This is a genomic window from Pseudomonas sp. GW823-FHT02C05, from assembly GCF_058797595.1.
Genome location: NZ_JBXAJU010000005.1, coordinates 336,181 through 360,559, shown reverse-complemented (window position 1 = coordinate 360,559; position 24,379 = coordinate 336,181). Strand labels below are relative to the sequence as shown.

The following is a 24,379-nucleotide window of genomic DNA, read 5'->3' as shown; positions in this document are numbered from 1 at the left end:
TATAATGCCCAGCGTTTTTTTCCGCTTTTACCTGCTGCGTGGGCCGGCCCCTGATGTCCGTGAATGCCCTGACGCCTAATTCATTCCTTTCTCTGGAAATCCAAAAGCCTTGATTCGTCTGCTGAAGTTTTTCGGGTGGTCCATCGTCGCGGTGTTCTGCGGGCTCCTCCTCGCCCTCTCCGGTGCGTTTCTCTATCTTAGTCCCGGCTTGCCGTCGGTTGAGGCCCTGAGAAGCATCCAGTTGCAGATTCCCCTGCGGGTGTACAGCAGCGACGGCAAACTGATCGCTGAATTCGGTGAAATGCGCCGTACTCCCATACGTTTCGCCGACATTCCGCCCAACTTCATCAATGCGTTACTAAGTGCTGAAGACGACAACTTCGCTAACCATTACGGGGTTGACCCCAGCAGCCTGATGCGTGCCGCAACCCAGCTGGTCAAGAGCGGACACATCCAGTCCGGCGGCAGCACCATCACCATGCAAGTGGCGAAGAACTTCTTCCTGACCAGCGAGCGCAGCTTCTCGCGCAAGACCACCGAGATCCTCCTGGCTCTGCAGATCGAACGGCAGCTGACCAAGGACGAGATCCTCGAGCTGTACGTCAACAAGATCTACCTGGGCAACCGTGCCTACGGAATCGAGGCAGCGGCCCAGGTGTATTACGGCAAGTCCATCCGTGACGTGAGCCTGGCGCAGATGGCGATGATCGCCGGCCTGCCCAAGGCGCCTTCGCGCTTCAACCCCCTGGCCAACCCGGCACGCAGCAAGGAACGTCGCGACTGGATCCTGGGGCGCATGTACAAGCTCGGCAAGATCACCGAAGCGGCCTATACCGAGGCAATCAACGAACCGTTGAACGCCAGCTATCACGTACCGACTCCGGAAGTGAACGCCCCGTACATCGCCGAGATGGCCCGGGCCGAAATGGTCGGCCGCTATGGCAGCGATGCCTACACCGAAGGTTTCCGGGTCACCACCACGGTGCCCAGCGATCTGCAGGAAATGGCCAACACCGCGGTCCATGAAGGCCTGATGACCTACGACCAGCGCCACGGCTATCGCGGCCCGGAATCGCGCCTGCCAGGCAAGACCCAGGCGGCCTGGGCCAGCGAACTGACCAAGCAGCGGACCATCAGCGGCCTGGAACCGGCGATCGTCACCCTGGTAGAGAAGAATGGCCTCCAGGTGCTGACCCGCAACGGCGAAGAACATGTGGCCTGGGACAGCATGAAATGGGCCCGGCCGTTCCTCAATACCAACAGCATGGGCCCGGTCCCGCGCCAACCGGCGGACGTGGCCCAGGTCGGCGACCTGATCCGCGTGCAGCGCCAGGCGGACAACTCGTTGAAGTTCAGCCAGATCCCGGTCGCCCAGGGCGCCCTGGTGACGCTGGACCCGCAGAACGGTGCGATCCGCGCCCTGGTGGGCGGCTTCGCCTTCGAGCAGAGCAACTACAACCGTGCGATGCAGGCCAAGCGCCAGCCCGGCTCCAGCTTCAAGCCGTTCATCTATAGCGCCGCCCTGGATAACGGCTACACCCCGGCCAGCCTGGTGAACGACGCACCTATCGTGTTCGTCGACGAATACCTGGACAAGGTCTGGCGCCCGAAGAACGACACCAACACCTTCCTCGGCCCGATCCGCATGCGCGAGGCGCTGTACAAGTCGCGCAACCTGGTGTCGATCCGCCTGCTGCAGAGCATGGGCGTGGACCGCACCATCGACTACATCAGCAAGTTCGGCTTCAACAAGCAGGACCTGCCGCGCAACCTGTCCCTGGCCCTGGGTACCGCAACCCTGACGCCGATGGAAATCGCCACCGGCTGGAGCACCTTTGCCAACGGCGGCTACAAGATCACCCCGTACATCATCGACAAGATCGAAAGCCGCAACGGCGAGCTGCTGTTCAGCGCCAACCCGCCAAGCGCCCCCACCGGCAATACGGCCACCAGCGGCATCGCCGCCCCGGAGCACAACTTCACGATCAACAACGTGGCCGGTGAAACCTCAGCTCCGGCAGCGACGCAAGCCCCGGCGGTTGCCGAGCGGATCATCGATGGCCGTACCACCTACATCCTCAACAGCATGCTCCAGGACGTGATCAAGCTGGGTACCGGACGCCGCGCACTGGCCTTGGGCCGTACCGACCTGGCGGGCAAGACCGGTACCACCAACGAGTCCAAGGATGCCTGGTTCTCCGGCTACAACGCCGACTACGTGACCACCGTATGGACCGGTTTCGACCAGCCGGAAAGCCTGGGGCGCCGCGAATACGGCGGCACCGTGGCACTACCGATCTGGATGAGCTTCATGGGCGCCGCCCTCAAGGACAAGCCGCCACACACCCAGCCAGAGCCGGAAGGCATTCTCAGCCTGCGGGTAGACCCGGTCAGCGGCCGCGCCGCCACACCCGGCACGCCCAATGCCTACTTCGAACTGTTCAAGAGCGAAGACACTCCGCCCTCGGTCAATGAACTGGGCAATGGCGCCGTACCAGGCAGCCCGCTGCCGGCGGACGAAGCGGCACCGATCGATCTGTTCTAGCGCCAGGGGAGCCGCGAACGCGGCAACCTTCGCCGGCGTGCCCGATCCTACAGCGGACAAGCGCCCACAAAAAAGCCCCGGCTCTCGCGAGCCGGGGCTTTTTGCATGACGCTACGAACGCTTAACCGTTGAACACATCATCCACGCTCTTGAGCGGGTAGTTCTTCGGGTACGGCAGGGTAGCCACGCCGGTCTCGATGGCGGCCTTGGCCACGGCATCGGAGATCACGGTGATCAGGCGGGCATCCATTGGCTTGGGAATGATGTACTCACGGCCGAATTCCAGCTTGATGCCACCGTAGGCGTCGCACACTTCCTGAGGAACCGGCAGCTTGGCCAGGTCACGCAGGGCGTTGGCCGCGGCGATCTTCATTTCTTCGTTGATGCGCTTGGCGCGTACGTCCAGGGCACCACGGAAGATGAACGGGAAGCCCAGGACGTTGTTCACCTGGTTCGGGTAGTCCGAACGGCCGGTAGCCATGATCACGTCATCGCGGGTGGCGTGCGCCAGTTCCGGGGCGATTTCCGGATCAGGGTTGGAGCAGGCGAACACGATCGGGTTCGGCGCCATGGATTTCAGGCCTTCAGCACTCAGCAGGTTCGGGCCGGACAGACCGACGAACACGTCGGCGCCTTGCAGGGCGTCGGCCAGGGTGCGCTTGTCAGTGGCGTGGGCGAACACCGCCTTGTACTGGTTCAGGTCATCGCGGCCGGAGTGGATCACGCCGGTACGGTCGACCATGAAGATGTTTTCGATCTGTGCACCCATGCTCACCAGCAACTTCATGCAGGAGATGGCGGCAGCACCGGCACCCAGGCAGACGATCTTGGCGTCGGCCAGGGTTTTGCCAGCGATTTCCAGGGCGTTGATCATGCCGGCGGCGGTAACGATCGCGGTGCCGTGCTGGTCATCGTGGAACACCGGAATGTCGCACTGCTCGATCAGAGCGCGCTCGATCTCAAAGCACTCGGGTGCCTTGATGTCTTCCAGGTTGATGCCACCGAAGGTGATGGAAATGCGCTTGACGGTGTCGATGAAAGCCTGCGGGCTTTCGGAGTCGACTTCGATGTCGAATACATCGATGCCGGCGAAACGCTTGAACAGCACGCCCTTGCCTTCCATCACTGGCTTGGAGGCCAGTGGGCCGAGGTTACCCAGGCCGAGAATCGCGGTGCCATCGGAAATGACGGCAACCAGGTTGCCTTTGCCGGTGTACTTGTAGGCCAGTTCCGGATCGCGAGCGATTTCGCGTACCGGCTCGGCTACGCCGGGGCTGTAGGCCAACGCCAGATCACGAGCGGTAGCAGTGGCCTTGGTGAGCTCGACACTCAGCTTTCCTGGACGAGGATTGGCATGGTATTCGAGAGCGGCAGTTTTCAAATCAGACATGTGGGCATTCCGCTTTTTGCTGTTGGACAGACGGACCGCCGAGGATACTCGTGTCGCATAGTCCCCACAAGACTGCCCAGTCACCCCTGTCAAGGCCCCTAGCGTACGACTTTGGGCCAAGAGCCGCGGGGTACAAGGCTTTCAACTGTTCACAATCCATTAAAAAAATGTCTACAATTTTTCTTTATCAGATAAGTCTGAGCATGGAAGGGTCAGTCACGGACAACATCCAACGTGGATGTGCAGATTGCCGGCCAGGCTGACGCGAGCGATCGACAACCCAGCCGCGAGCCTCGATCCGGCGCCCCGAAAGGCCACTGAGCAGCCGGCGATCGAAGCGCCGCAGGACATTGGGTGCAATGCGCAATACAACCTGCCCCTGCAATGTGATCCAAAGACCACCGCGATTGCGCTGCACCCTGCTCACTCGCCCTTCGAACAGGGCAAAGCCCTCGCGATGGATCTGCTGCGCCTTGAGTACAGGTGAACGTCGCCAAAGCCCCAGCCCGGCTCGGCGCGCATGGTTCTCGGCAGCCTTCTGGCAGCTCGCCAGGGCGACGTTTGGCAGCACGGCAATCCGATAGGCCAAGCCTTCCGCGATCAACCGGGCTTCGAAGTTGATACCAGTGACGCCATAGACATGGGCCAGGACACGACCGTAGCGATCCTGCCTTTCACGCCCCGGCAGCAGGCCGACCCGCCCACCACTCTGTGCCACCAGTTGTCGCAGGCGCTGCCGCGCCGCCTCGGCGAAGGGCTCGGCAGGGCGCCCCTTGCCCGCCAGCTCCGGGGCATTGAGGCCGATCATGCGCAACCTGCGGCCATCCTTGAGGTGCAGGGTGTCGCCGTCCACCACCCGGAGCACCGTTGCCGGCAACAGCCCCTTGGGCGCCGGGCAAAACGCCTCGGCCGCTGTCAGCCAAATCGCGCCCACAAAAAAGGCGCCCACTAGGGACGCCTTTTTCATCAGCGAGGAAAGTCGGTATCGGCTTTCCAGAACGATCAGCCTCAGGCCTTCTTCGTTGCGCCGAAAGCACCGAAGCGCGACTTGAACTTGTCGACACGACCGCCAACGTCCAGAGTCTTTTGCTTGCCGGTGTAGAACGGGTGGCACTCGTTGCACACGTCCAGGCTCAGAGGCTTGGCCAGGGTGGAGCGAGTTTCGATGACGTTACCGCAGCTGCAGGTAGCGGTAATGGCTTCGTATACTGGATGGATATCGGCTTTCATGGTGTATTCCTCAGGCTAGCGTGCCGCCACCCAACACTATTGTTGAATACCGCACGAATTAGGGCGCGAATTCTACCAGACCGCGTCAAACGCGCAAGCGATCCTGAGTGCAGCCCATCAGAAAAAGCCGGTGCAACCTTGACAGCCCAGGCTTTGCCACCCCCTGAACTGAAAAACCGGCTCCATGCCCGGGCAGCCCCCGCAGGTACAGGGGCCACGCACGCTTATACAGGACACTCCACCGCTGCTCTGTTAGGCTCCGGGGCCTATTTACCCTCTGCTCAACGAGATTGTCCCGCGTGCCCGACGCCATCCTGCGCCTCGCCCTGCCCTCGCCCCTGCGCCGCCTGTTCGACTACCGTGCTCCGGCCGGGGTGCTGCGTGCCCAGTTGCACCCCGGCATGCGCCTGCGGGTGCCATTCGGCCGCCGGGAAATGATCGGCATCCTGGTGGAGGTGGCGGATCACAGCGAGGTCCCGGCGGAAAAACTCAAGCCGGCCCTGGCCCTGCTGGATCCCACGCCTCCGCTACCGCCGGCCCTGTTCAAGCTGTGCCTGTGGACCGCCCAGTACTACCAGCACAGCCTGGGAGATACCCTGAGCTGGGCATTGCCAGTGCTGTTGCGCCAGGGCGAGCTGGCCGAGGCCCGCCAGGAACGCTTCTGGTCGATCGCCCCCGGGGCCCGGCTCGACGACCCGCGCATCGCTCGCGCCCCGCGCCAGCGCGAAGCCCTGGCAACCCTGGCCCAGCACCCCCACGGCGTGCCCCATACCCTGCTGAGCAAGCTGATGCTGAGCAAGGACAGCCTCGACCTGCTGCTGGCCAAGGACCTGGTGCAGGTGGAGGTGCGCAAGCACGCGCCGGGCGTGCGCCACGAACACTGGCTGGCCCAGCCCGAACTGCCGCTCAACAGCGAGCAGCGCGCCGCCTATGAAGCCATCCGCGCCGGGTTCGACAGCTATCACGCGTTTCTTCTGGCCGGGGTCACCGGCAGCGGCAAGACCGAGGTCTACCTGCAACTGATCCGCGAAACCCTGGAAGCCGGCAAGCAGGCCCTGGTGCTGATTCCGGAGATCAACCTCGGCCCGCAGACCCTGGCGCGCTTCGAGCAACGCTTCAACGCCCGCATCGCCCTGCTGCACTCGGCGGTCAATGACCGCGAACGCCTGGACGCCTGGCTGGCTGCCCGGGACGGCGAGGCCGACATCATCATCGGCACCCGCTCGGCCCTGTTCACGCCGATGAAGAACCCTGGCCTGATCATCATCGACGAGGAGCACGACGGGTCCTATAAACAGCAGGAAGGCCTGCGTTACCACGCCCGCGACCTGGCTCTGGTACGTGCGCGCCAAGAAAACATTCCCATCGTCCTGGGCTCGGCCACGCCGTCCCTGGAAAGCCTGCACAACGCCTACACCGGCCGCTACGGCCTGCTGCGCCTGAACGAGCGGGCCGGCGGCGCCAAGCAGCCGCGTTTCCTGCGCCTGGACGTGAAGAGCCGCCCGCTGGACAGCGGCATTTCCGGCCCCATGCAGCAAGCCATCGGCCAGACCCTGGCCGCCGGCCAGCAGGTCCTGGTGTTCCTCAACCGCCGCGGCTTCGCCCCGACCCTGCTCTGCCACGACTGCGGCTGGATGTCCGAATGCCAGCGCTGCGATGCACGCATGACCGTGCACCAGCGTTCCGGCGAGCTGCGCTGCCACCACTGCGGCCATGTGGAGCGGGTTCCGCGCCATTGCCCGCAATGCGGCAAGGTCGACCTGCGCCCCGTGGGCGCCGGCACCGAGCGGGCGGAAGAGCGCCTGGGCATCCTGTTCCCCGATTACCCGGTGCTGCGGGTGGACCGCGACAGCACCTCGCGCAAGGATGCGATGAACCAGCTGTTCGCCACTATCCAGAAAGGCCAGCCGTGCATCCTCGTGGGCACCCAGATGCTGGCCAAGGGTCATCACTTTCCCCGGGTGACCCTGGTGTCGATCCTCGATGCCGATGGCGGCCTGTTCTCCGGCGACTTCCGCGCCAGCGAGCGCATGGCGCAACTGATCGTCCAGGTCGCCGGGCGGGCTGGCCGGGCCGAAGAGCCGGGCAAGGTGATCATCCAGACCCACCTCGCCGACCACCCGTTGCTGGTGCAGTTGACCGAGCAGGGCTACTTCGCCTTCGCCGAACAGGCCCTGAGCGAGCGCCGCGCCGCCGGCCTGCCACCTTTCGCCCACCTGGCGCTGCTGCGGGCCGAAGCCCACAAACCGGGCCAGGCCGAGGGGTTCCTCGATGAAGCCTGCAGCGAGGCCGAGCGCCTGCTGGCGGAACAGAACCTGGGGGGCATCGAACTATTGGGCCCGGTGCCGGCTCCGATGGAGCGGCGCGCCGGACGTTATCGCGCGCAATTGCTGCTGCAGGCCAATGCCCGAGCGCCCTTGCATCGTTTGCTCAGCAGTTGGCTGCTGGTGCTGGAACAGATGCCCAGCGGGCGGCAGGTCCGCTGGTCGCTGGATGTGGATCCCGTGGATCTGTATTGATCGAGGTCGTGCTTTCGCGGGCAAGCCCGCTCCTACAATGGGCAGCATCAAACCCGCAAGAGCCGGCTTGCCGGCGAAGGCAATCGAATGCCGCCATCGATCCCCAAGCAGTCCTCTATAGTTGGCAAGCCCGTTCCAGCAACGGATAATGCCCAGTTTTTCCACCTGCGCACCGAAGCGCCGCCGCACCAGCGGTCGAAAGAGAAGACCATGAAAGACACCATTCGCCAGCTCATCCAGCAAGCCATCACCCAACTCGTCACCGAAGGTGTGTTGCCAGAAGGCCTGACGCCGGCGATCCAGGTCGAAAACACCCGCGACAAGACCCACGGCGACTTCGCCAGCAACATCGCCATGATGCTGGCCAAGCCGGCCGGCATGAAGCCGCGCGACCTGGCGGAGAAAATCATCGCCGCCCTGCCGGCCCATGAAGACCTGAGCAAGGCGGAAATCGCCGGCCCCGGCTTCATCAACTTCTTCCAGAACACCCAGGCCCTGGCCGCGCGCCTGGACGCCGCTCTTGGCGACGACCACCTGGGCGTACGCAAGGCCGGCCCGGCGCAGCGCACCGTGATCGACATGTCGGCGCCCAACCTGGCCAAGGAAATGCACGTTGGCCACCTGCGCTCCACCATCATTGGCGACGGCGTGGCCCGGGTCCTGGAGTTCCTCGGCGACACCGTGATCCGCCAGAACCACGTGGGCGACTGGGGCACCCAGTTCGGCATGCTGATGGCCTACCTGGAAGAAAACCCCATCACCAGTGACGAGCTGTCGGACCTGGAGAACTTCTACCGCGCCGCCAAGCAGCGCTTCGACGAGTCCGAAGCCTTCGCCGACCGCGCCCGCGGCCTGGTGGTCAAGCTGCAGGCCGGCGACCCGGACTGCCTGGAGCTGTGGACCAAGTTCAAGGACATCTCCCTGTCCCACTGCCAGAAGATCTACGAGCTGCTCAACGTCAAGCTGACCATGGCCGACGTGATGGGCGAGAGCGCCTACAACGACGACCTGATCAACGTGGTCAACGACCTCAAGGCCCAGGGCCTGCTGGTGGAGAGCAACGGCGCCCAGTGCGTGTTCCTCGACGAGTTCAAGAACGCCGAAGGCGAGCCGCTGCCGGTGATCATCGTCAAGGCTGACGGCGGCTACCTGTACGCCACCACCGACCTGGCGGCCGTGCGCTACCGCAGCGGCAAGCTCAAGGCCGATCGCGCCCTGTACTTCGTCGACCAGCGCCAGGCCCTGCACTTCCAGCAAGTGTTCGCCGTGGCCCGCAAAGCCGGTTTCGTGACCCATCCGATGGAAATGGAGCACATGGGCTTCGGCACCATGAACGGCGCCGACGGCCGTCCGTTCAAGACCCGCGACGGCGGCACCGTGAAGCTCATCGACCTGCTGACCGAAGCCGAAGAACGTGCCTACGCCCTGGTGAAGGAAAAGAACCCGCAACTGCCGGAAGCCGACCTGCGCAGCATCGCCAAGGTGGTGGGCATCGACTCGGTGAAGTACGCCGACCTGTCCAAGCACCGCACCAGCGACTACAGCTTCAACTTCGACCTGATGCTCAACTTCGAAGGCAACACCGCGCCGTACCTGCTGTACGCCTACACCCGCGCCGCCGGTGTGTTCCGCAAGCTGGGCAAGGACTTCAGCGAAGTCGGCGGGCAGATCGAACTGCACGCGGCCCAGGAACTGGAGCTGGCGGCCAAGCTGGCGCAGTTCGGCGAGATTCTCAACAACGTCGCCGAGAAGGGCACGCCACACATCCTCTGCACCTACCTGTACGACGTGGCCGGGCTGTTCTCCAGCTTCTATGAAAACTGCCCGATCCTGGCAGCCGAGACGCCGACCCAGATGCACAGCCGTCTGCGCCTCACCGAGCTGACCCGGCGCACCCTCAAGCAAGGTCTGGAACTGCTGGGCCTCAAAGTCCTGGAGCAAATGTAAGTTGGCTGCCAAGAAAAAACCTGCACCCAAGCGTGGCGCCAGCCGTTACCAGGCCCCGGCCAAGAAGCCGATTCCGGGCTGGTTGTGGCTGGCCATCGGCCTGACCATCGGTGCCTTCATCGTGTTCCTGATGAAGCTCGAGCCCGGCAAGGGCGGTGACAGCGTCAAGCGCGAGAAGATCGAACAGCAGAAAGCCACCAAGATCGCCGAGGCCAACAAGACCCCGCCGAGCCCCCAGCAACCGGTGAAGCCGAAATACGACTTCTACACCCTGCTGCCGGAATCGGAGGTCATCGTGCCGCCGGAAGCGGTGCCGGAAAAAACCCTGCCGACGCCACAGGTGCCACCTGTGCCCACCACCCCGGTAACCCCGGCGGAAGCGGCCAAGATCGACACCGCCCGTGCCCAGGCAGCCCTGGCCGGGATCACCCCGCCACCAGCGCCACCCGTGGCCAAGGCGGCGCCGGTGACCAAGTTCTTCCTCCAGGCCGGTTCGTTCCGCAAGGAAGCCGATGCCGACAAGGTCCGGGCGCAGATCATCCTGCTGGGCCAGTCGGTCTCGGTAGAATCCGGCACGGTGAAGGATGAAACCTGGTACCGGGTATTGGTAGGCCCGTTCAGCAACCGCGAACAGCTGACCGTGGCGCAGAAGCAACTGGCCGGCGCCGGCTTCAGCAACCTGCTGTTACAACAGCGCCAGAGCCGCTAAGCCGACCGCTACGCGATTGATCGCGGGCAAGCCCACTCCTACATGGCCCCCCGTAGGAGCGGGCCTGCCCGCGCAGCGCTTGCAGCATGCAACAATGACCGCCGGTCCCTCGCTGCAGCCTCCGGTTGAAAAACGCCCGACCACCCCCATATGAGTTTCCATCAGGGCACTTTCGCCCCGCTGTGTGGAGACTCCCCCCTTGACCACCATCGTTTCAGTCCGCCGCCACGGCAAAGTCGTCATGGGCGGCGACGGCCAGGTTTCTCTCGGCAACACCGTGATGAAAGGCAACGCGAAAAAAGTCCGCCGCCTCTATCACGGCCAGGTCATCGCCGGCTTTGCCGGGGCCACCGCCGACGCCTTCACCCTGTTCGAGCGCTTTGAAGGCCAACTGGAGAAACACCAGGGCCATCTGGTCCGTGCCGCCGTAGAGCTGGCCAAGGAATGGCGCACCGATCGCTCCCTGAGCCGCCTGGAAGCCATGCTGGCCGTGGCCAACAAGGATGCGTCCTTGATCATCACCGGCAATGGCGACGTGGTTGAACCCGAGGACGGGCTGATCGCCATGGGCTCCGGTGGCGCCTATGCCCAGGCCGCTGCCAGCGCCCTGCTGAAAAAGACCGACCTGTCGGCCCGTGAAATCGTCGAGACCGCACTCGGCATCGCCGGCGACATCTGTGTATTCACCAACCACACTCAAACCATCGAGGAGCAGGATCTCGCGGAATAAGCCTGTTGCGGCGCTTGCGCCACGGCATTCATTCTTGCTTGAGGACCGCCAACTACTATGTCCATGACACCCCGCGAAATCGTCCACGAACTCAATCGCCATATCATCGGCCAGGACGATGCCAAGCGCGCCGTCGCTATCGCCCTGCGCAACCGCTGGCGCCGCATGCAACTGCCGGCCGAGCTGCGCGTTGAAGTGACCCCCAAGAACATCCTGATGATCGGCCCGACCGGTGTCGGCAAGACCGAGATCGCCCGCCGCCTGGCCAAGCTGGCCAATGCGCCCTTCATCAAGGTCGAGGCCACCAAGTTCACCGAAGTCGGCTATGTGGGCCGCGACGTTGAATCCATCATCCGCGACCTGGCCGACGCGGCGATCAAGATGTTTCGCGAACAGGAAATGATCCGGGTTCGCCATCGCGCCGAAGACGCCGCCGAAGAACGCATCCTCGATGCCCTGCTGCCCCAGGCACGCACCGGTTTTAACAGCGACGACGCGGCTCCGGCCCAGGACTCCAATACCCGCCAGCTGTTCCGCAAGCGCCTGCGCGAAGGCCAGCTGGATGACAAGGAAATCGAGATCGAAGTGGCGGAAGCTGCAGGCGTCGACATTTCCGCGCCACCGGGCATGGAGGAAATGACCAACCAGCTGCAGAGCCTGTTCGCCAACATGGGCAAGGGCAAGCGCAAGAACCGCAAGCTCAAGGTCAAGGAAGCGCTGAAACTGGTACGCGACGAAGAAGCCAGCCGCCTGGTCAACGACGAAGAACTCAAGGCCAAGGCCCTGGAAGCCGTCGAGCAGCACGGCATCGTGTTCATCGACGAGATCGACAAGGTGGCCAAGCGCGGCAACGCCGGCGGTGTGGACGTCTCCCGCGAGGGCGTGCAGCGTGACCTGCTGCCGCTGATCGAAGGCTGCACCGTCAACACCAAGCTGGGCATGGTCAAGACCGACCACATCCTGTTCATTGCCTCCGGTGCCTTCCACCTGAGCAAGCCCAGCGACCTGGTACCGGAGCTGCAAGGCCGTCTGCCGATCCGCGTGGAACTCAAGGCGCTGTCGCCGCAAGACTTCGAGCGCATCCTCAGCGAGCCGCACGCTTCGCTGACCGAGCAATATCGCGAGCTGCTGAAGACCGAAGGCCTGAACATCGAGTTCCTGCCCGAAGGCATCAAGCGCCTGGCGGAAATCGCCTGGCAGGTCAACGAGAAGACCGAGAACATCGGTGCCCGTCGCCTGCACACCCTGCTCGAGCGCCTGCTGGAAGAGGTGTCGTTCAGTGCCGGTGACCTGGCCAGCGCCCACAGCGAAGAGCCGATCCGCATCGACGCCGCCTACGTCAACAGCCACCTGGGCGAATTGGCGCAGAACGAAGACCTTTCCCGTTATATCCTGTAAACCTTCGCCACCCATGCAGGGACTGGCTTGCCAGCGATAGGGCCTCCCCCGATCGCAGGCAAGCCGGCTCCTGCCGGAAGGACTACAGGTCATGAGCAAACTTCCCACCGGTATCAACCTGCACAAAGCCTCGAAAACCCTGACCCTGACTTACGGGCCGGACGAGGTCTATCACCTGCCTGCAGAACTCCTGCGGGTGCATTCTCCCTCCGCCGAGGTCCAGGGCCACGGCAAACCCATCCTGCAATTCGGCAAGCTCGGCGTCGGCCTGACCAAGGTTGAACCGGCGGGCCAGTACGCACTGAAATTGACCTTCGATGACGGTCATGACAGCGGATTGTTCACCTGGGACTACCTCTACCAACTGGCGCTGCGCCAGGACGAGCTGTGGAACGACTATCTGGCGGAGCTCAAGGCTGCCGGAAAATCCCGCGATCCGAACGAGTCCATCGTCAAGCTGATGCTCTAGCTCAAGGCTTCGATGGTTTAGAGGGCATTTTCTAATTTCATCTGTTTGAATGCTTGGCTGTATGGCCAATGAATGGCCTGCTTGCGGAAAAAATTAAACTCGGGTAACCAATGGAGCTGGCAAGTTCCCTGCAGTGCTTTCGGAACAAAAAGCAGCGGTGCGCAATCAACGGTCACCCGAGCAGTAGTACCTGGCATCGTGCTGTGTAACTGCACAGCAGGTCCGGTACTCGTCTCAGGACAATGGAGCGTCGTAGATGAGTAACAAGAATAACGATGACCTGAAACGCCAAGCCTCGGAAAACACCCTGGGGCTCAATCCGGTCATTGGCTTGCGTAGAAAGGACCTGCTTACTTCCGCTCGAATGGTGCTTGCCCAGGCCATCAAACAACCCATCCACAGCGTCAAGCACGTCGCCCATTTCGGCATCGAACTCAAGAACGTGATGTTCGGCAAATCCACCCTGCAGCCGGAGAGCGACGACCGTCGCTTCAACGACCCCGCGTGGAGCCAGAACCCGTTGTACAAACGCTACCTGCAAACCTACCTGGCGTGGCGCAAGGAACTCCACGACTGGATCGACGACAGCAGCCTGTCCGAGCAGGACATCAGCCGCGGCCACTTCGTGATCAACCTGATGACCGAAGCCATGGCCCCGACCAACAGCGCGGCCAACCCCGCAGCGGTCAAGCGCTTCTTCGAAACCGGCGGCAAGAGCCTGCTGGACGGCCTGTCCCATCTGGCCAAGGACCTGGTGCACAACGGCGGCATGCCCAGCCAGGTCAACATGGACGCCTTCGAAGTGGGCAAGAACCTGGGCACCAGTGAAGGCGCGGTGGTGTTTCGCAATGACGTGCTGGAGCTGATCCAGTACCGGCCGATCACCGAGCAGGTGCATGAGCGCCCGCTGCTGGTGGTGCCACCGCAGATCAACAAGTTCTATGTCTTCGACCTCAGCCCGGACAAGAGCCTGGCGCGCTTCTGCCTGCGCAACAACGTGCAGACCTTTATCGTCAGCTGGCGCAACCCCACCAAGGCCCAGCGCGAATGGGGCCTGTCCACCTACATCGAAGCCCTGAAAGAAGCGGTCGACGTAGTGACCGCGATCACCGGCAGCAAGGACGTGAACATGCTCGGTGCCTGCTCCGGCGGCATCACCTGCACCGCGCTGCTGGGCCACTACGCGGCGCTGGGGCAGAAGAAGGTCAACGCCCTGACCCTGCTGGTCAGCGTACTGGACACCACTCTGGACACCCAGGTAGCGCTGTTCGTCGACGAGCAGACCCTGGAAGCGGCCAAGCGCCACTCCTATCAGGCCGGAGTCCTGGAAGGCCGCGACATGGCCAAGGTGTTCGCCTGGATGCGCCCCAACGACCTGATCTGGAACTACTGGGTCAACAACTACCTGCTGGGCAACGAGCCGCCGGTGTTCGACATCCTGTTCTGGAACAACGACACCACCCGCCTGCCCGCCGCCTTCCACGGCGACCTGATCGAAATGTTCAAGAACAACCCGCTGGTGCGCGCCAATGCACTGGAAGTGTGCGGCACGCCGATCGACCTCAAGCAGGTGACCGCCGATATCTTCTCCCTGGCCGGCACCAACGACCACATCACTCCGTGGAAGTCCTGCTACAAGTCGGCGCAGCTGTTTGGCGGCAACGTCGAGTTCGTGCTCTCCAGCAGCGGCCATATCCAGAGCATCCTCAACCCGCCTGGCAACCCCAAGGCGCGCTACATGACCAGCACCGACATTCCGGCCTGCCCCGACCAGTGGCAGGAAAACTCGATCAAGCACACCGATTCCTGGTGGCTGCATTGGCAGGCCTGGCAGGCGGAACGCTCAGGCGACCTGAAGCCGGCGCCCACCAGCCTAGGTAACAAGAAGTTCGCAGCCGCCGAGGCGGCGCCCGGGACCTACGTCCACGAGCGCTGAGCCCCGGCCATCGACACGGCGGCGCCAGGAGGCTCCGCCAAGCCCTATTCTTGACAAGAGGCTCGGCCTCAGGAAATCCGCAGGACGCCCGGGATGGCGGCTGCGACGGTTTAATTCACAGGGCTACGGCATGCCACACTCATTCATATTCCGCACCGTCGACCTGGATGGCCAGACCATCCGCACCGCGGTACGCCCAGGCAAGCCGCACTTGACGCCGCTGCTGATCTTCAACGGCATCGGCGCCAACCTGGAGCTGGTGTTTCCCTTTGTCCAGGCCCTGGATCCGGACCTCGAGGTGATCGCCTTCGATGTCCCCGGTGTCGGCGGCTCCTCCACGCCGAGCCGGCCCTACCGCTTTCCCGGGCTGGCCAAGCTGACCGCGCGGATGCTCGACTACCTGGACTACGGCCAGGTCAATGCAGTGGGTGTGTCCTGGGGCGGCGCGCTGGCCCAGCAGTTCGCCTACGACTACCCCGAGCGCTGCAAGAAGCTGGTGCTGGCCGCCACCGCGGCCGGGGCGTTCATGGTCCCGGGCAAACCCAAGGTGCTGTGGATGATGGCCAGCCCACGGCGCTACGTGCAGCCCTCCCATGTGATGCGCATCGCGCCGCTGATCTATGGCGGCTCCTTCCGCCGCGACCCGAGCCTGGCAGCGGAACACGCAGCCAAGGTGCGCTCGGCCGGCAAGCTCGGCTATTACTGGCAGCTGTTCGCGGGCCTGGGCTGGACCAGCATTCACTGGCTGCACAAGATCCATCAGCCGACCCTGGTGCTGGCCGGCGATGACGACCCGCTGATTCCCCTGATCAACATGCGCATGCTGGCCTGGCGCATACCCAATGCCCAGTTGCACATCATCGATGATGGCCACCTGTTCCTGATCACCCGGGCCGAGGCCGTCGCCCCGATCATCATGAAGTTCCTCCAGGAAGAACGCCAAAGGGCGGTGATGCACCCGCATCCCGAACCTGTGCGCCCTACCAAGTAAAAGATACCTGTCGACAGGATCGTCGCGCGCAAGAAGGGCCAGGACCGACTATGTTGTCTGTCTTGGATTGGTCTGCTTGTTAGTGGTTTGACGAAGGAGTGTTGACTCATGCAAGACAAACCTGCGACGGGCTCATTGCCGTCACCCGCCGCGTATATCAATGCGCAGAGCGCGATCACCGGCCTGCGCGGCCGGGATCTGTTCTCCACCTTGCGCAGCCTGGCGGCCCACAGCCTGCGCAATCCGTTGCACAGTGCCCGGCATACCCTGGCCCTGGGCGGCCAGCTGGGGCGTGTGCTGCTGGGGGAAACCCTGCACAAGACCAACCCCAAGGACAACCGCTTCGCCGACCCGGCCTGGAGCCTCAACCCCTTCTACCGGCGCGGCCTGCAGGCCTACCTGAGCTGGCAGAAGCAGGTGCGCCACTGGATCGACGACAGCGGCATGAGCGAAGACGACCGGGCCCGGGCACACTTTGCCTTTTCCCTGCTCAATGATGCCGTTGCGCCTTCCAATACCCTGCTCAACCCCCTGGCCCTCAAGGAGATCTTCAACACCGGGGGCAACAGCGTGGTGCGGGGCATCGGCAACCTGCTGGATGACCTGCTGCACAACAACGGGTTGCCCAGCCAGGTGACCAAGCACGCCTTCGAAGTGGGCAAGAACCTGGCGGTCACCCCGGGCTCAGTGGTGTTTCGCAATGAATTGCTGGAGCTGATCCAGTACAGCCCCATGAGCGAAAAACAGTACGCCAAACCGCTGCTGATCGTGCCGCCACAAATCAACAAGTACTACATTTTCGACCTGAGCCCGACCAACAGCTTCGTCCAGTACGCGCTGAAAAACGGCCTGCAGGTGTTCATGGTCAGCTGGCGCAACCCGGATGTGCGGCACCGCGAGTGGGGCCTGTCGACCTACGTCGAGGCGGCCGAAGAAGCGCTGAACGTCACCCGGGCGATTACCGGCAGTCGCGAAGTCAACCTGATGGGAGCCTGTGCCGGAGGGCTGACCATCGCCGCCCTGCAAGGCCACCTGCAGGCCAAGCGCCAGCTGCGCCGGGTATCCAGCGCGACCTACATGGTGAGCCTGCTGGACAGCCAGATGGACAGCCCGGCAACGCTGTTCGCCGACGAGAAGACCCTCGAAGCGGCCAAGCGTCGCTCCTATCAGCAAGGGGTACTGGACGGTCGCGACATGGCCAAGGTGTTCGCCTGGATGCGCCCCAACGACCTGATCTGGAACTACTGGGTCAACAACTACCTGCTGGGCAAGGAGCCGCCGGTCTTCGACATTCTCTACTGGAACAACGACAGCACCCGGTTGCCGGCCGCACTGCACGGCGATCTGCTGGACTTCTTCAAGCACAACCCCCTGAGCCATGTCGGCGGGCTGGAAGTCTGCGGCACGCCGATCGACTTGCAGAAGGTCACGGTGGACAGCTTCAGCGTGGCCGGGATCAACGACCACATCACGCCCTGGGACGCGGTCTACCGCTCGACCCTGCTGCTGGGCGGCGAACGGCGCTTCGTGCTGTCCAACAGCGGCCACGTGCAGAGCATCCTCAACCCGCCGAGCAATCCCAAGGCCAACTACGTGGAGAACCGCAAGCTCAGCAGCGACCCGCGGGCCTGGTACTACGATGCCGAGCATGTGGACGGCAGCTGGTGGAGCCAGTGGCTGACCTGGGTCCAGGAGCGTTCGGGGGCGCAGCGGGAAACCCTCACCACCCTGGGCAACCAGAACTATCCGCCGATGGAGGCTGCGCCCGGCACCTACGTGCGCGTGCGCTGAAGACACTTTGCACCACGGTTCCACGCCGGAGCCGTGCCCCTTCAATGGACCGACAAGAAGTCAGGATGAAGACCCGCGACCGGATACTCGAATGTGCCCTGCAACTGTTCAATCAAAAGGGCGAGCCCAATGTCTCCACCATGGAGGTGGCCAATGAAATGGGGATCAGCCCCGGCAACCTCTACTACCACTTCCATGGCAAGGAGCCGCTGGTGCTCGGCCTGTTCGAGCGCTTTCAGAACGAACTGACGCCGTTGCTGGACCCACCGTCCGACGTCCAGCTGGCGGCGGAAGACTACTGGCTGTTCCTGCACCTGATCGTCGAGCGCCTGGCCCACTACCGCTTTCTGTTTCAGGACCTGTCCAACCTGGCCGGGCGCCTGCCAAAACTGGCCAAGGGCATTCGCAACCTGCTCAATGCCTTGAAACGCACCTTGGCCTCGTTGCTGGCCCGGCTCAAGGCTCAGGGGCAACTGGTCAGCGGCACCCAGGCCCTGGGGCAGCTGGTGGAACAGATCACCATGACCCTGCTGTTCTCTCTGGATTACCAGCGGATTCTCGATCGCGAAGGCGAAGTCCGGCTGGTGGTCTACCAGATCATGATGCTGGTGGCGCCACACCTGCTGCCGCCGGCAAAGATGGCCACCGAACAGATGGCGCTGCGCTACCTGGATGAGCAGGGCTAGAACGCCTCAATAAAAAACGCCCGGCCTTCCCAGGCCGGGCGTTTTTTTGTTCCTGATGCGATCAGGACTGGCTGCTTGGCGTCGCTGGAGCTGGCGCGGCAGTCGGGGTTGCAGCCGGGCTCGGGGCTGCGGCGGAGTTCGCCGAGCTGGCCGGGGCCGGGGCTGCAGGCTTGGCCGCAACAGCGGGCTTGGCTGCTGGTTTGGCCGCTGGCTTGGCAGCCACAGGCTTCTTGGCCACAGGCTTTTTCGCCACTGCAGGCTTGGCGGCCGGTTTGGCCGCTGGCTTGGCCGCTGCGGTTTTCGCCGCGGGCTTGGCTGCTGGCTTAGCAGCGGGCTTGGCCGCTACAGGCTTGGCAGCCGGTTTGGCCGCTGGTTTGGCGGCTGCGGTTTTCGCGGCCGGCTTGGCTGCGGGTTTAGCGGCGGCCTTGGCGACAGGCTTAGCGACAGGCTTGGCCAGAGGCTTGGCTGCGGGTTTTGCAGCAGACTTGGCAGCTGCAGTTTTGGCTGCAACCGGCGCAACCTTGGCACCTGTAAGTTTTTCAATCTGCTTGGTCAGGGTATCGACCTTGTCGTGCAGGGCCTTGACTTCGTTGCGGCTAGGCACGCCCAGACGCGAGATGGCGCTGTTCAAGCGCTTGTCGAAAGCGCCTTCCAGTTCATCCCACTTACCCAGGGCACGATCCTTGACGTCGCTGATACGCGACTTGGCCGAAGTTGCGGAATCTTTGGCCGCATCAACTTTCTTGCCGACTACGCTCTTAGTCAGTTTCTCGGCTTTCTCACCATCTTTGACCAATGTCTCGAAAAGCTTGCTGCCGTCAGAGTCGATTTTCGAGTACACGCCTAAACCAGCAAGCCAAATTTTACGGGAGTACTCTTCGACTTTCCCGATCCACGAGCTGCCTTCTTTTTCAGTATTCTTTTTACCAGCCATCCCGTTCTCCTTAATGTTTACGCGCGACACGTTCGAGCAACGCCGTCAGCTCATCGAGCTTAGCAGAGAGTGTCTCAACGTCATGTTTAGACGGAATGCCGATACGATTCAAGGCACTGGCGACGCGCGTGTCAAAAGCCTTCTCGACCTTGTCCAGTTGCACTTCGACTTTGCCTTTAAGAGTGCTGACATCCCCTTTAACGCCATCTATCTGACTGTTGGCTGCTTCAAGTTGTTCAGTGACAACTTTTTTGCCTTTCTTTTCAACGGATTGACCAGCCTTGATCAACTCCTGAAAGTACTCGCTGCCTTCCTGACCGACTTTGGCGTAGGCCCCCAGGCCTGCCAGCCAGATCTTACGGGCATAGGATTTGACTTCACTCAGAGCAGTCGATTGGGCATCAACTTTTTTCTTCAGAATTACTTTGGCCATGGTGCACCTCACGCGCAGAAGGTTTGAGGAACTGCCCTCGGAAAGAGGACCTGAGGCACAACCTAGAGAGAAAAATTAGAATCGGCACCCTAACGACTGTCATGAATTCATGTAGGAGCCGGTTCAGGCCAGGGCCTTGTCCAGAGCCTTTTCGATTTCCGACTTGATGGTGCCGCTCATGGCCGACATCAACATCCCCAGTTCCACGTCGATGCGGATCGACTCTTCACCCACATGCACCGCGCCTTTGACGCCAGAGCGCTTGAGGTTCAGGGTATCGCCTGCCCACTGCGGCTCCAGGCCATATTGATCGGCGAGTTTCTGCGCCAGTTTGTCGGCCTTTTCACGGGCTGCCTGCTTGCCCAGGCCATGGGCACGTTCAACACTAATACGGGCCATTGAAGGTCTCCTGCTGTTTCGGGACTTGCCTGAAGCATCTTGACCCTGCGTGCGTCAAAACGTCCCGGCGGATCGCTATCTTACATTCAGCCTTGCCAAGACAAAGACCGCCACCGGCATTAGAATGTCCCGCATTCTCTTTTGGTGACAGCGATATGACTGATCAGCGCAAAGGCAGCGATGCCGAACCCACCACTCACTTCGGCTTCAAGAATGTTCCTGAAAGCCAGAAAGCGGAAAAAGTCGCTGAGGTGTTCCACTCGGTAGCGGCCAAGTACGACTTGATGAACGACGTGCTGTCCGGTGGCATGCACCGCCTGTGGAAACGCTTCACGATCGAGCTGTCCGGCGTGCGCGCCGGCAATCGCGTACTGGACATCGCCGGCGGCACGGGTGACTTGACCAAGCGTTTCTCCCACCTGGTGGGCCCGACCGGCCAAGTGGTACTGGCCGACATCAACGAATCCATGCTCAAGGTCGGTCGTGACCGCCTGCTGGACCTGGGTGTGGCCGGCAACGTCGAGTTCGTCCAGGCCGATGCGGAAAAACTGCCGTTCCCGGACAACCATTTCGACTGCGTGACCATTGCCTTCGGCCTGCGCAACGTGACCCACAAGGAAGACGCCCTGCGCTCCATGCTGCGGGTGCTCAAGCCCGGTGGGCGCCTGCTGGTGCTGGAGTTCTCCAAGCCCACCAACGCGCTGATGTCCAAGGTCTACGACGCCTACTCGTTCGCCTTCATGCCCCTGGCCGGCAAGCTGATCACCAACGACTCGGAAAGCTACCGCTACCTGGCCGAATCGATCCGCATGCACCCCAACCAGGAAACCCTGAAGTCGATGATGGTCGAGGCCGGTTTCGACCGCGTGACCTATCACAACATGACCGCAGGCATCGTCGCCCTGCACCGCGGCATCAAGCCCTGATGTTGCTCAGCGGCCTGCTCGCCAGCGTCGAGACCGGCATCAATCGGGTGCTGCGTCTGGACAGCACGGCACTGCCGCGCCTGCAGCACCTCAATGGCAAGGTGATCGCCGTGGAATGCCGCAACCCGGCACTGCAGCTGTTCATCCTGCCCAGCGATGAAGGCCTGATGCTCGCCAGCCAGTGGGCCGCGGACCCGGACTGCACCCTGCGCGCACCGGCCTCGAGCCTGCTGCGCCTGGCCCTGAGCAAGGACAAGACCGCGGTCCTGCACGGCCCCGAAGTGGAGCTGGAAGGCGATAGCGGCGTGCTGCTGGACCTGGCAGCAACCCTTCAGGACCTGGAGCTGGACTGGGAATACGAACTCTCGCGCTGGCTGGGCCCCGTGGCCACCCAGCTGTTCAGTGGCCATGTGCGCAGCCGCGCCCGCTGGTATCAGCAAGGATTTGCCAGCCTCAACCAGAACCTCGCCGAATTCCTCGCCGAAGAATCGCGGACCCTGGTGGGTCAGCGTGAAGCCGAAGCGCGCTTTCGCGAGCTGGATCAGGCCAAACTCGACCTGGAACGTCTCGAGGCGCGCTTGGAGCGCCTTTCCCGATCCCTTGACCCAAGCGATAACGCATGAAGCTGCTTGCCGTCCGCCGTCTGTTGCGCATCCAGCGCGTCGTGATCCGCTACCGCCTCGATGACCTGCTGTTCGACCTGCCCCTGCCCTGGTTCCTCCTGGCCCTGCGCTTCGCCCTGCCCTGGCGCTGGTTCCCGCGCAAGCCGCTGGACCTGAGCCGCGGTGCACGCCTGCGCCTGGCGTTGCAGGACCTGGGGCCGATCTTCATCAAGTTCGGGCAGATCCTCTCGACCCGCCGCGACCTGCTGCCGGAAGACATCGCCGACGAGCTGATGCTGCTGCAGGACCGGGTGCCGCCGTTCGACTCGCAAAAGTCCGTGGCCCTGATCGAAGCGCAGTTGGGCAAGAAGATCAGCGACGTGTTCAGCCGCTTCGACATCGAGCCCCTGGCGTCGGCGTCGGTGGCCCAGGTGCACGCCGCCAAGCTCAAGACCGGCGAAGAAGTGGTGGTCAAGGTGATCCGCCCCGGGCTCAAGCCGATCATCGCCCAGGACCTGGCGTGGCTGTTCATCCTCGCCCGTGCCGCGGAAAAGCTCTCCGCCGACGCGCGCCTGCTGCACCCGGTGGACGTGGTCAGCGACTACGAGAAAACCATCTACGACGAGCTCGACCTGCTGCGCGAGGCGGCCAACGCCAGTCAGCTCAAGCGCAACTTCGAAGGCTCGCCGCTGCTCTATGTACCCCAGGTCTACTGGGACTGGTGCCGGCCCAAAGTGCTGGTGATGGAGCGCATCTACGGCATTCAGGTCACCGACCTGGCCACCCTGGCCGACCAGCGTACCGACATGAAGATGCTCGCCGAGCGTGGCGTGGAGATCTTCTTCACCCAGGTGTTCCGCGACAGTTTCTTCCACGCCGACATGCACCCGGGCAACATCTTCGTCAGCACCGTGCAGCCCTGGAGCCCGCAGTACATCGCCATCGACTGCGGCATCGTCGGCAGCCTGACCCCGGAAGACCAGGACTACCTGGCCCGCAACCTGTTTGCCTTCTTCAAGCGCGACTACCGCCGCGTGGCCCAGTTGCACATTGATTCCGGCTGGGTCCCGGCGGAAACCAAGCTCAACGAATTCGAGGCGGCGATCCGCACCGTGTGCGAGCCGATCTTCGAAAAACCGCTGAAGGACATTTCCTTCGGCCAGGTGCTGATGCGCCTGTTCCAGACCGCTCGGCGCTTCAACATGGAAGTGCAGCCGCAACTGGTGCTGCTGCAGAAGACCCTGCTCAACATCGAGGGCCTGGGCCGCCAGCTGTACCCGGACCTGGACCTGTGGAACACCGCGCAACCCTTCCTCGAACGCTGGATGCGCGAACGGGTCAGCCCCAAGGCCGTGCTCGGCAACATCCACAGCCAGATCGAACAGTTGCCGCACCTGGCCAACATGACCCGCGACCTGCTGGAGCGCATGTCGCAGCCCCATGCCGCCGATCCGCCGGCGCCCTGGCACAAGCGCAAGGACGACTGGTTCCTGCGCCTGCTGGGCACTGCCCACCTGGGCGGTGGCGCGGTCCTGGCCGCCGGCGGTCCATTGCATGAGCTGGGGCACTGGCCTGCTGGCATCATGATTGCGGTCGGTTTGTATCTGATCGTTCGCCGATAGCCAGTGGCGCGACCTGCTGGCAAACTGTCGAAATCGCCGAGGCGTCACCAGCGGGTTGAGCCCGGTTGTCGGAGTCGAAAATGAAAGATTGGCTGGACCAGATCAAATGGGATGCGGACGGCCTGGTGCCGGCCATCGCCCAGGATCACAAGACCGGGCGCGTACTGATGATGGCCTGGATGAACCGCGAGGCCCTGAGCCTGACCGCTGCCGAGAATCGCGCCATCTACTGGTCACGTTCCCGTGGCAAGCTGTGGCGCAAGGGCGAAGAATCCGGGCACGTGCAGAAGCTTCATGAAATGCGCCTGGACTGCGACGCCGATGTGATCATCCTGATGGTTGAGCAGATCGGCGACATCGCCTGCCATACCGGCCGCCACAGCTGTTTCTACCGCGTCTATGAAGATGGCGAGTGGAAAACCGTCGAACCGGTCCTCAAGGACCCGCACGCGATCTATTCTGCAGGACACTGACATGAGCGATACCCTCACCCGTCTGGCCCAGGTGCTGGAAGAGCGTAAAGACGCCGCAGCCGACAGCTCCTACGTTGCCAGCCTGTACCACAAGGGCCTGAACAAGATTCTGGAAAAAGTCGGCGAAGAATCGGTGGAAACCATCATCGCCGCCAAGGACGCTGCCATCAGCGGCGACTGCAGCGATGTGATCTACGAAACCGCGGACCTGTGGTTCCACACCCTGGTCATGCTGGCGCAGCTGGGGCAGCATCCCCAGGCGGTGCTCGATGAGCTGGACCGCCGCTTCGGTTTGTCCGGACACGCCGAGAAAGCCTCGCGTCCGTCCGCCTGAACAACTTTCTAAGAGGAAACGCAGCATGGGCATTTTTGACTGGAAACACTGGATCGTCATCCTGGTGGTCGTGGTACTGGTATTCGGCACCAAGAAGCTCAAGAACCTGGGCACCGACGTCGGCGAATCGATCAAGGGCTTTCGCAAGGCCATGAATGACGACGAAAAGCCTGCCGAACCCGTGGTCCCGCCAGCGGCGCAGCCTGTGCCACCGGTTCAGCCGCAGCAGAGCGCGCCGTTGAACCAGCCGCACACCATCGATGTGCAGGCGCAGAAAGTCGAAGAGCCGACCCGCAAAGACTCGTGAGCACTGAC

23 protein-coding genes are annotated in these 24,379 nt (G+C 62.8%); 17 read left to right on the top strand and 6 right to left on the bottom strand.

The features are described from left to right. The first annotated feature begins 112 nt into the window (after window positions 1-112). Entirely contained in the window at window positions 113-2,545 is a 2,433-nt protein-coding gene (locus AC1RGE_RS26835; protein WP_373365351.1) for a penicillin-binding protein 1A, read from the top strand. Between the two features lie 121 nt (window positions 2,546-2,666). On the opposite strand, the gene AC1RGE_RS26830 is transcribed toward AC1RGE_RS26835, so the two are convergent. From AC1RGE_RS26830 to rpmE, 3 genes are all read right to left on the bottom strand, one after another. Next, entirely contained in the window at window positions 2,667-3,935 is a 1,269-nt protein-coding gene (locus tag AC1RGE_RS26830) for a malic enzyme-like NAD(P)-binding protein (RefSeq protein WP_011058817.1), read from the bottom strand. Between the two features lie 187 nt (window positions 3,936-4,122). Then, the gene (locus AC1RGE_RS26825; protein WP_492585322.1) at window positions 4,123-4,902 is read right to left on the bottom strand and encodes a thermonuclease family protein; all 780 of its coding nucleotides are present in this window, start codon (window positions 4,900-4,902) and stop codon (window positions 4,123-4,125) included. A gap of 41 nt (window positions 4,903-4,943) precedes the next feature. Beyond that, window positions 4,944-5,165, bottom strand: coding sequence for a 50S ribosomal protein L31 (rpmE, locus tag AC1RGE_RS26820; protein WP_011058815.1), 222 nt, complete (start codon window positions 5,163-5,165; stop codon window positions 4,944-4,946). Between the two features lie 299 nt (window positions 5,166-5,464). Here rpmE and AC1RGE_RS26815 point away from each other — a divergent pair, with 299 nt between their 5' ends. The 10 genes from AC1RGE_RS26815 (at window position 5,465) to AC1RGE_RS26770 (ending at window position 18,341) form a co-directional block, all read left to right on the top strand. After that, window positions 5,465-7,684, top strand: coding sequence for a primosomal protein N' (locus AC1RGE_RS26815; RefSeq protein WP_011058814.1), 2,220 nt, complete (start codon window positions 5,465-5,467; stop codon window positions 7,682-7,684). Window positions 7,685-7,894: 210 nt separating this feature from the next. Then, window positions 7,895-9,631: an arginine--tRNA ligase gene (gene argS / locus AC1RGE_RS26810; protein WP_011058813.1), complete on the top strand. Its 1,737-nt coding sequence runs from the start codon at window positions 7,895-7,897 to the stop codon at window positions 9,629-9,631. Window position 9,632: 1 nt separating this feature from the next. Then, window positions 9,633-10,340, top strand: coding sequence for an SPOR domain-containing protein (locus AC1RGE_RS26805; protein ID WP_011058812.1), 708 nt, complete (start codon window positions 9,633-9,635; stop codon window positions 10,338-10,340). Between the two features lie 199 nt (window positions 10,341-10,539). Next, the gene (hslV, locus tag AC1RGE_RS26800) at window positions 10,540-11,070 is read left to right on the top strand and encodes an ATP-dependent protease subunit HslV (protein ID WP_003186641.1); all 531 of its coding nucleotides are present in this window, start codon (window positions 10,540-10,542) and stop codon (window positions 11,068-11,070) included. 57 nt (window positions 11,071-11,127) lie between these two features. Beyond that, window positions 11,128-12,468 carry an ATP-dependent protease ATPase subunit HslU gene (gene hslU / locus AC1RGE_RS26795; RefSeq protein WP_011058811.1) on the top strand — a complete coding sequence of 447 codons (1,341 nt, stop codon included), beginning with the start codon at window positions 11,128-11,130 and terminating at the stop codon, window positions 12,466-12,468. 91 nt (window positions 12,469-12,559) lie between these two features. Further along, window positions 12,560-12,937 (top strand): gamma-butyrobetaine hydroxylase family protein, encoded by a 378-nt coding sequence (locus AC1RGE_RS26790; protein ID WP_011058810.1) that lies wholly within the window; start codon window positions 12,560-12,562, stop codon window positions 12,935-12,937. 256 nt (window positions 12,938-13,193) lie between these two features. Further along, window positions 13,194-14,873: a class II poly(R)-hydroxyalkanoic acid synthase gene (phaC, locus tag AC1RGE_RS26785; RefSeq protein ID WP_015633859.1), complete on the top strand. Its 1,680-nt coding sequence runs from the start codon at window positions 13,194-13,196 to the stop codon at window positions 14,871-14,873. A 130-nt stretch (window positions 14,874-15,003) separates the two neighbouring features. Continuing rightward, the gene (gene phaZ, locus AC1RGE_RS26780) at window positions 15,004-15,864 is read left to right on the top strand and encodes a poly(3-hydroxyalkanoate) depolymerase (protein ID WP_011058808.1); all 861 of its coding nucleotides are present in this window, start codon (window positions 15,004-15,006) and stop codon (window positions 15,862-15,864) included. Between the two features lie 108 nt (window positions 15,865-15,972). After that, entirely contained in the window at window positions 15,973-17,655 is a 1,683-nt protein-coding gene (gene phaC, locus AC1RGE_RS26775) for a class II poly(R)-hydroxyalkanoic acid synthase (protein ID WP_346624872.1), read from the top strand. Window positions 17,656-17,720: 65 nt separating this feature from the next. Next, complete coding sequence (locus AC1RGE_RS26770; RefSeq protein WP_011058806.1) at window positions 17,721-18,341, top strand: TetR/AcrR family transcriptional regulator; 621 nt, start codon at window positions 17,721-17,723, stop codon at window positions 18,339-18,341. A 61-nt stretch (window positions 18,342-18,402) separates the two neighbouring features. On the opposite strand, the gene AC1RGE_RS26765 is transcribed toward AC1RGE_RS26770, so the two are convergent. The 3 genes from AC1RGE_RS26765 to AC1RGE_RS26755 form a co-directional block, all read right to left on the bottom strand. Continuing rightward, complete coding sequence (locus AC1RGE_RS26765) at window positions 18,403-19,275, bottom strand: phasin family protein (RefSeq protein WP_492585321.1); 873 nt, start codon at window positions 19,273-19,275, stop codon at window positions 18,403-18,405. Window positions 19,276-19,285: 10 nt separating this feature from the next. Continuing rightward, on the bottom strand, window positions 19,286-19,708 hold the full coding sequence (locus AC1RGE_RS26760) for a phasin family protein (protein WP_011058804.1): 423 nt from the start codon (window positions 19,706-19,708) through the stop codon (window positions 19,286-19,288). Window positions 19,709-19,831: 123 nt separating this feature from the next. Beyond that, window positions 19,832-20,107, bottom strand: a complete 276-nt coding sequence (locus AC1RGE_RS26755) for a polyhydroxyalkanoic acid system family protein (protein ID WP_047283591.1) — start codon at window positions 20,105-20,107, stop codon at window positions 19,832-19,834. 155 nt (window positions 20,108-20,262) lie between these two features. Between AC1RGE_RS26755 and ubiE the strand changes: the two genes are divergently transcribed. The 6 genes from ubiE (at window position 20,263) to AC1RGE_RS26725 (ending at window position 24,371) form a co-directional block, all read left to right on the top strand. Beyond that, the gene (gene ubiE / locus AC1RGE_RS26750) at window positions 20,263-21,033 is read left to right on the top strand and encodes a bifunctional demethylmenaquinone methyltransferase/2-methoxy-6-polyprenyl-1,4-benzoquinol methylase UbiE (protein ID WP_011058802.1); all 771 of its coding nucleotides are present in this window, start codon (window positions 20,263-20,265) and stop codon (window positions 21,031-21,033) included. After that, window positions 21,033-21,656 carry a ubiquinone biosynthesis accessory factor UbiJ gene (locus tag AC1RGE_RS26745; RefSeq protein ID WP_015633857.1) on the top strand — a complete coding sequence of 208 codons (624 nt, stop codon included), beginning with the start codon at window positions 21,033-21,035 and terminating at the stop codon, window positions 21,654-21,656. Before ubiE ends, AC1RGE_RS26745 begins: the two co-directional genes overlap by 1 nt. Beyond that, a complete protein-coding gene (ubiB, locus tag AC1RGE_RS26740; RefSeq protein ID WP_011058800.1) occupies window positions 21,653-23,257 on the top strand; it encodes a ubiquinone biosynthesis regulatory protein kinase UbiB in 1,605 nt (534 codons plus the stop codon). Before AC1RGE_RS26745 ends, ubiB begins: the two co-directional genes overlap by 4 nt. Before the next feature lie 80 nt (window positions 23,258-23,337). Then, complete coding sequence (hisI, locus tag AC1RGE_RS26735; protein WP_011058799.1) at window positions 23,338-23,730, top strand: phosphoribosyl-AMP cyclohydrolase; 393 nt, start codon at window positions 23,338-23,340, stop codon at window positions 23,728-23,730. A gap of 1 nt (window position 23,731) precedes the next feature. Continuing rightward, window positions 23,732-24,064 (top strand): phosphoribosyl-ATP diphosphatase, encoded by a 333-nt coding sequence (locus AC1RGE_RS26730; RefSeq protein ID WP_011058798.1) that lies wholly within the window; start codon window positions 23,732-23,734, stop codon window positions 24,062-24,064. 25 nt (window positions 24,065-24,089) lie between these two features. Beyond that, window positions 24,090-24,371: a twin-arginine translocase TatA/TatE family subunit gene (locus tag AC1RGE_RS26725; RefSeq protein WP_011058797.1), complete on the top strand. Its 282-nt coding sequence runs from the start codon at window positions 24,090-24,092 to the stop codon at window positions 24,369-24,371. Window positions 24,372-24,379: the final 8 nt, after the last annotated feature.

Coding starts and splice junctions, on each gene's coding strand:
- ubiB (WP_011058800.1), top strand. CDS start 21,653: ATGAAGCTGCTTGCCGTCCGCCGTCTGTTGCGCATCCAGCGCGTCGTG.
- rpmE (WP_011058815.1), bottom strand. CDS start 5,165: ATGAAAGCCGATATCCATCCAGTATACGAAGCCATTACCGCTACCTGC.
- phaC (WP_346624872.1), top strand. CDS start 15,973: ATGCAAGACAAACCTGCGACGGGCTCATTGCCGTCACCCGCCGCGTAT.
- AC1RGE_RS26830 (WP_011058817.1), bottom strand. CDS start 3,935: ATGTCTGATTTGAAAACTGCCGCTCTCGAATACCATGCCAATCCTCGT.
- AC1RGE_RS26765 (WP_492585321.1), bottom strand. CDS start 19,275: ATGGCTGGTAAAAAGAATACTGAAAAAGAAGGCAGCTCGTGGATCGGG.
- AC1RGE_RS26755 (WP_047283591.1), bottom strand. CDS start 20,107: ATGGCCCGTATTAGTGTTGAACGTGCCCATGGCCTGGGCAAGCAGGCA.
- hslU (WP_011058811.1), top strand. CDS start 11,128: ATGTCCATGACACCCCGCGAAATCGTCCACGAACTCAATCGCCATATC.
- AC1RGE_RS26745 (WP_015633857.1), top strand. CDS start 21,033: ATGTTGCTCAGCGGCCTGCTCGCCAGCGTCGAGACCGGCATCAATCGG.
- AC1RGE_RS26760 (WP_011058804.1), bottom strand. CDS start 19,708: ATGGCCAAAGTAATTCTGAAGAAAAAAGTTGATGCCCAATCGACTGCT.
- AC1RGE_RS26725 (WP_011058797.1), top strand. CDS start 24,090: ATGGGCATTTTTGACTGGAAACACTGGATCGTCATCCTGGTGGTCGTG.
- AC1RGE_RS26825 (WP_492585322.1), bottom strand. CDS start 4,902: ATGAAAAAGGCGTCCCTAGTGGGCGCCTTTTTTGTGGGCGCGATTTGG.
- AC1RGE_RS26730 (WP_011058798.1), top strand. CDS start 23,732: ATGAGCGATACCCTCACCCGTCTGGCCCAGGTGCTGGAAGAGCGTAAA.
- ubiE (WP_011058802.1), top strand. CDS start 20,263: ATGACTGATCAGCGCAAAGGCAGCGATGCCGAACCCACCACTCACTTC.
- hisI (WP_011058799.1), top strand. CDS start 23,338: ATGAAAGATTGGCTGGACCAGATCAAATGGGATGCGGACGGCCTGGTG.
- AC1RGE_RS26790 (WP_011058810.1), top strand. CDS start 12,560: ATGAGCAAACTTCCCACCGGTATCAACCTGCACAAAGCCTCGAAAACC.
- phaC (WP_015633859.1), top strand. CDS start 13,194: ATGAGTAACAAGAATAACGATGACCTGAAACGCCAAGCCTCGGAAAAC.
- AC1RGE_RS26770 (WP_011058806.1), top strand. CDS start 17,721: ATGAAGACCCGCGACCGGATACTCGAATGTGCCCTGCAACTGTTCAAT.
- argS (WP_011058813.1), top strand. CDS start 7,895: ATGAAAGACACCATTCGCCAGCTCATCCAGCAAGCCATCACCCAACTC.
- phaZ (WP_011058808.1), top strand. CDS start 15,004: ATGCCACACTCATTCATATTCCGCACCGTCGACCTGGATGGCCAGACC.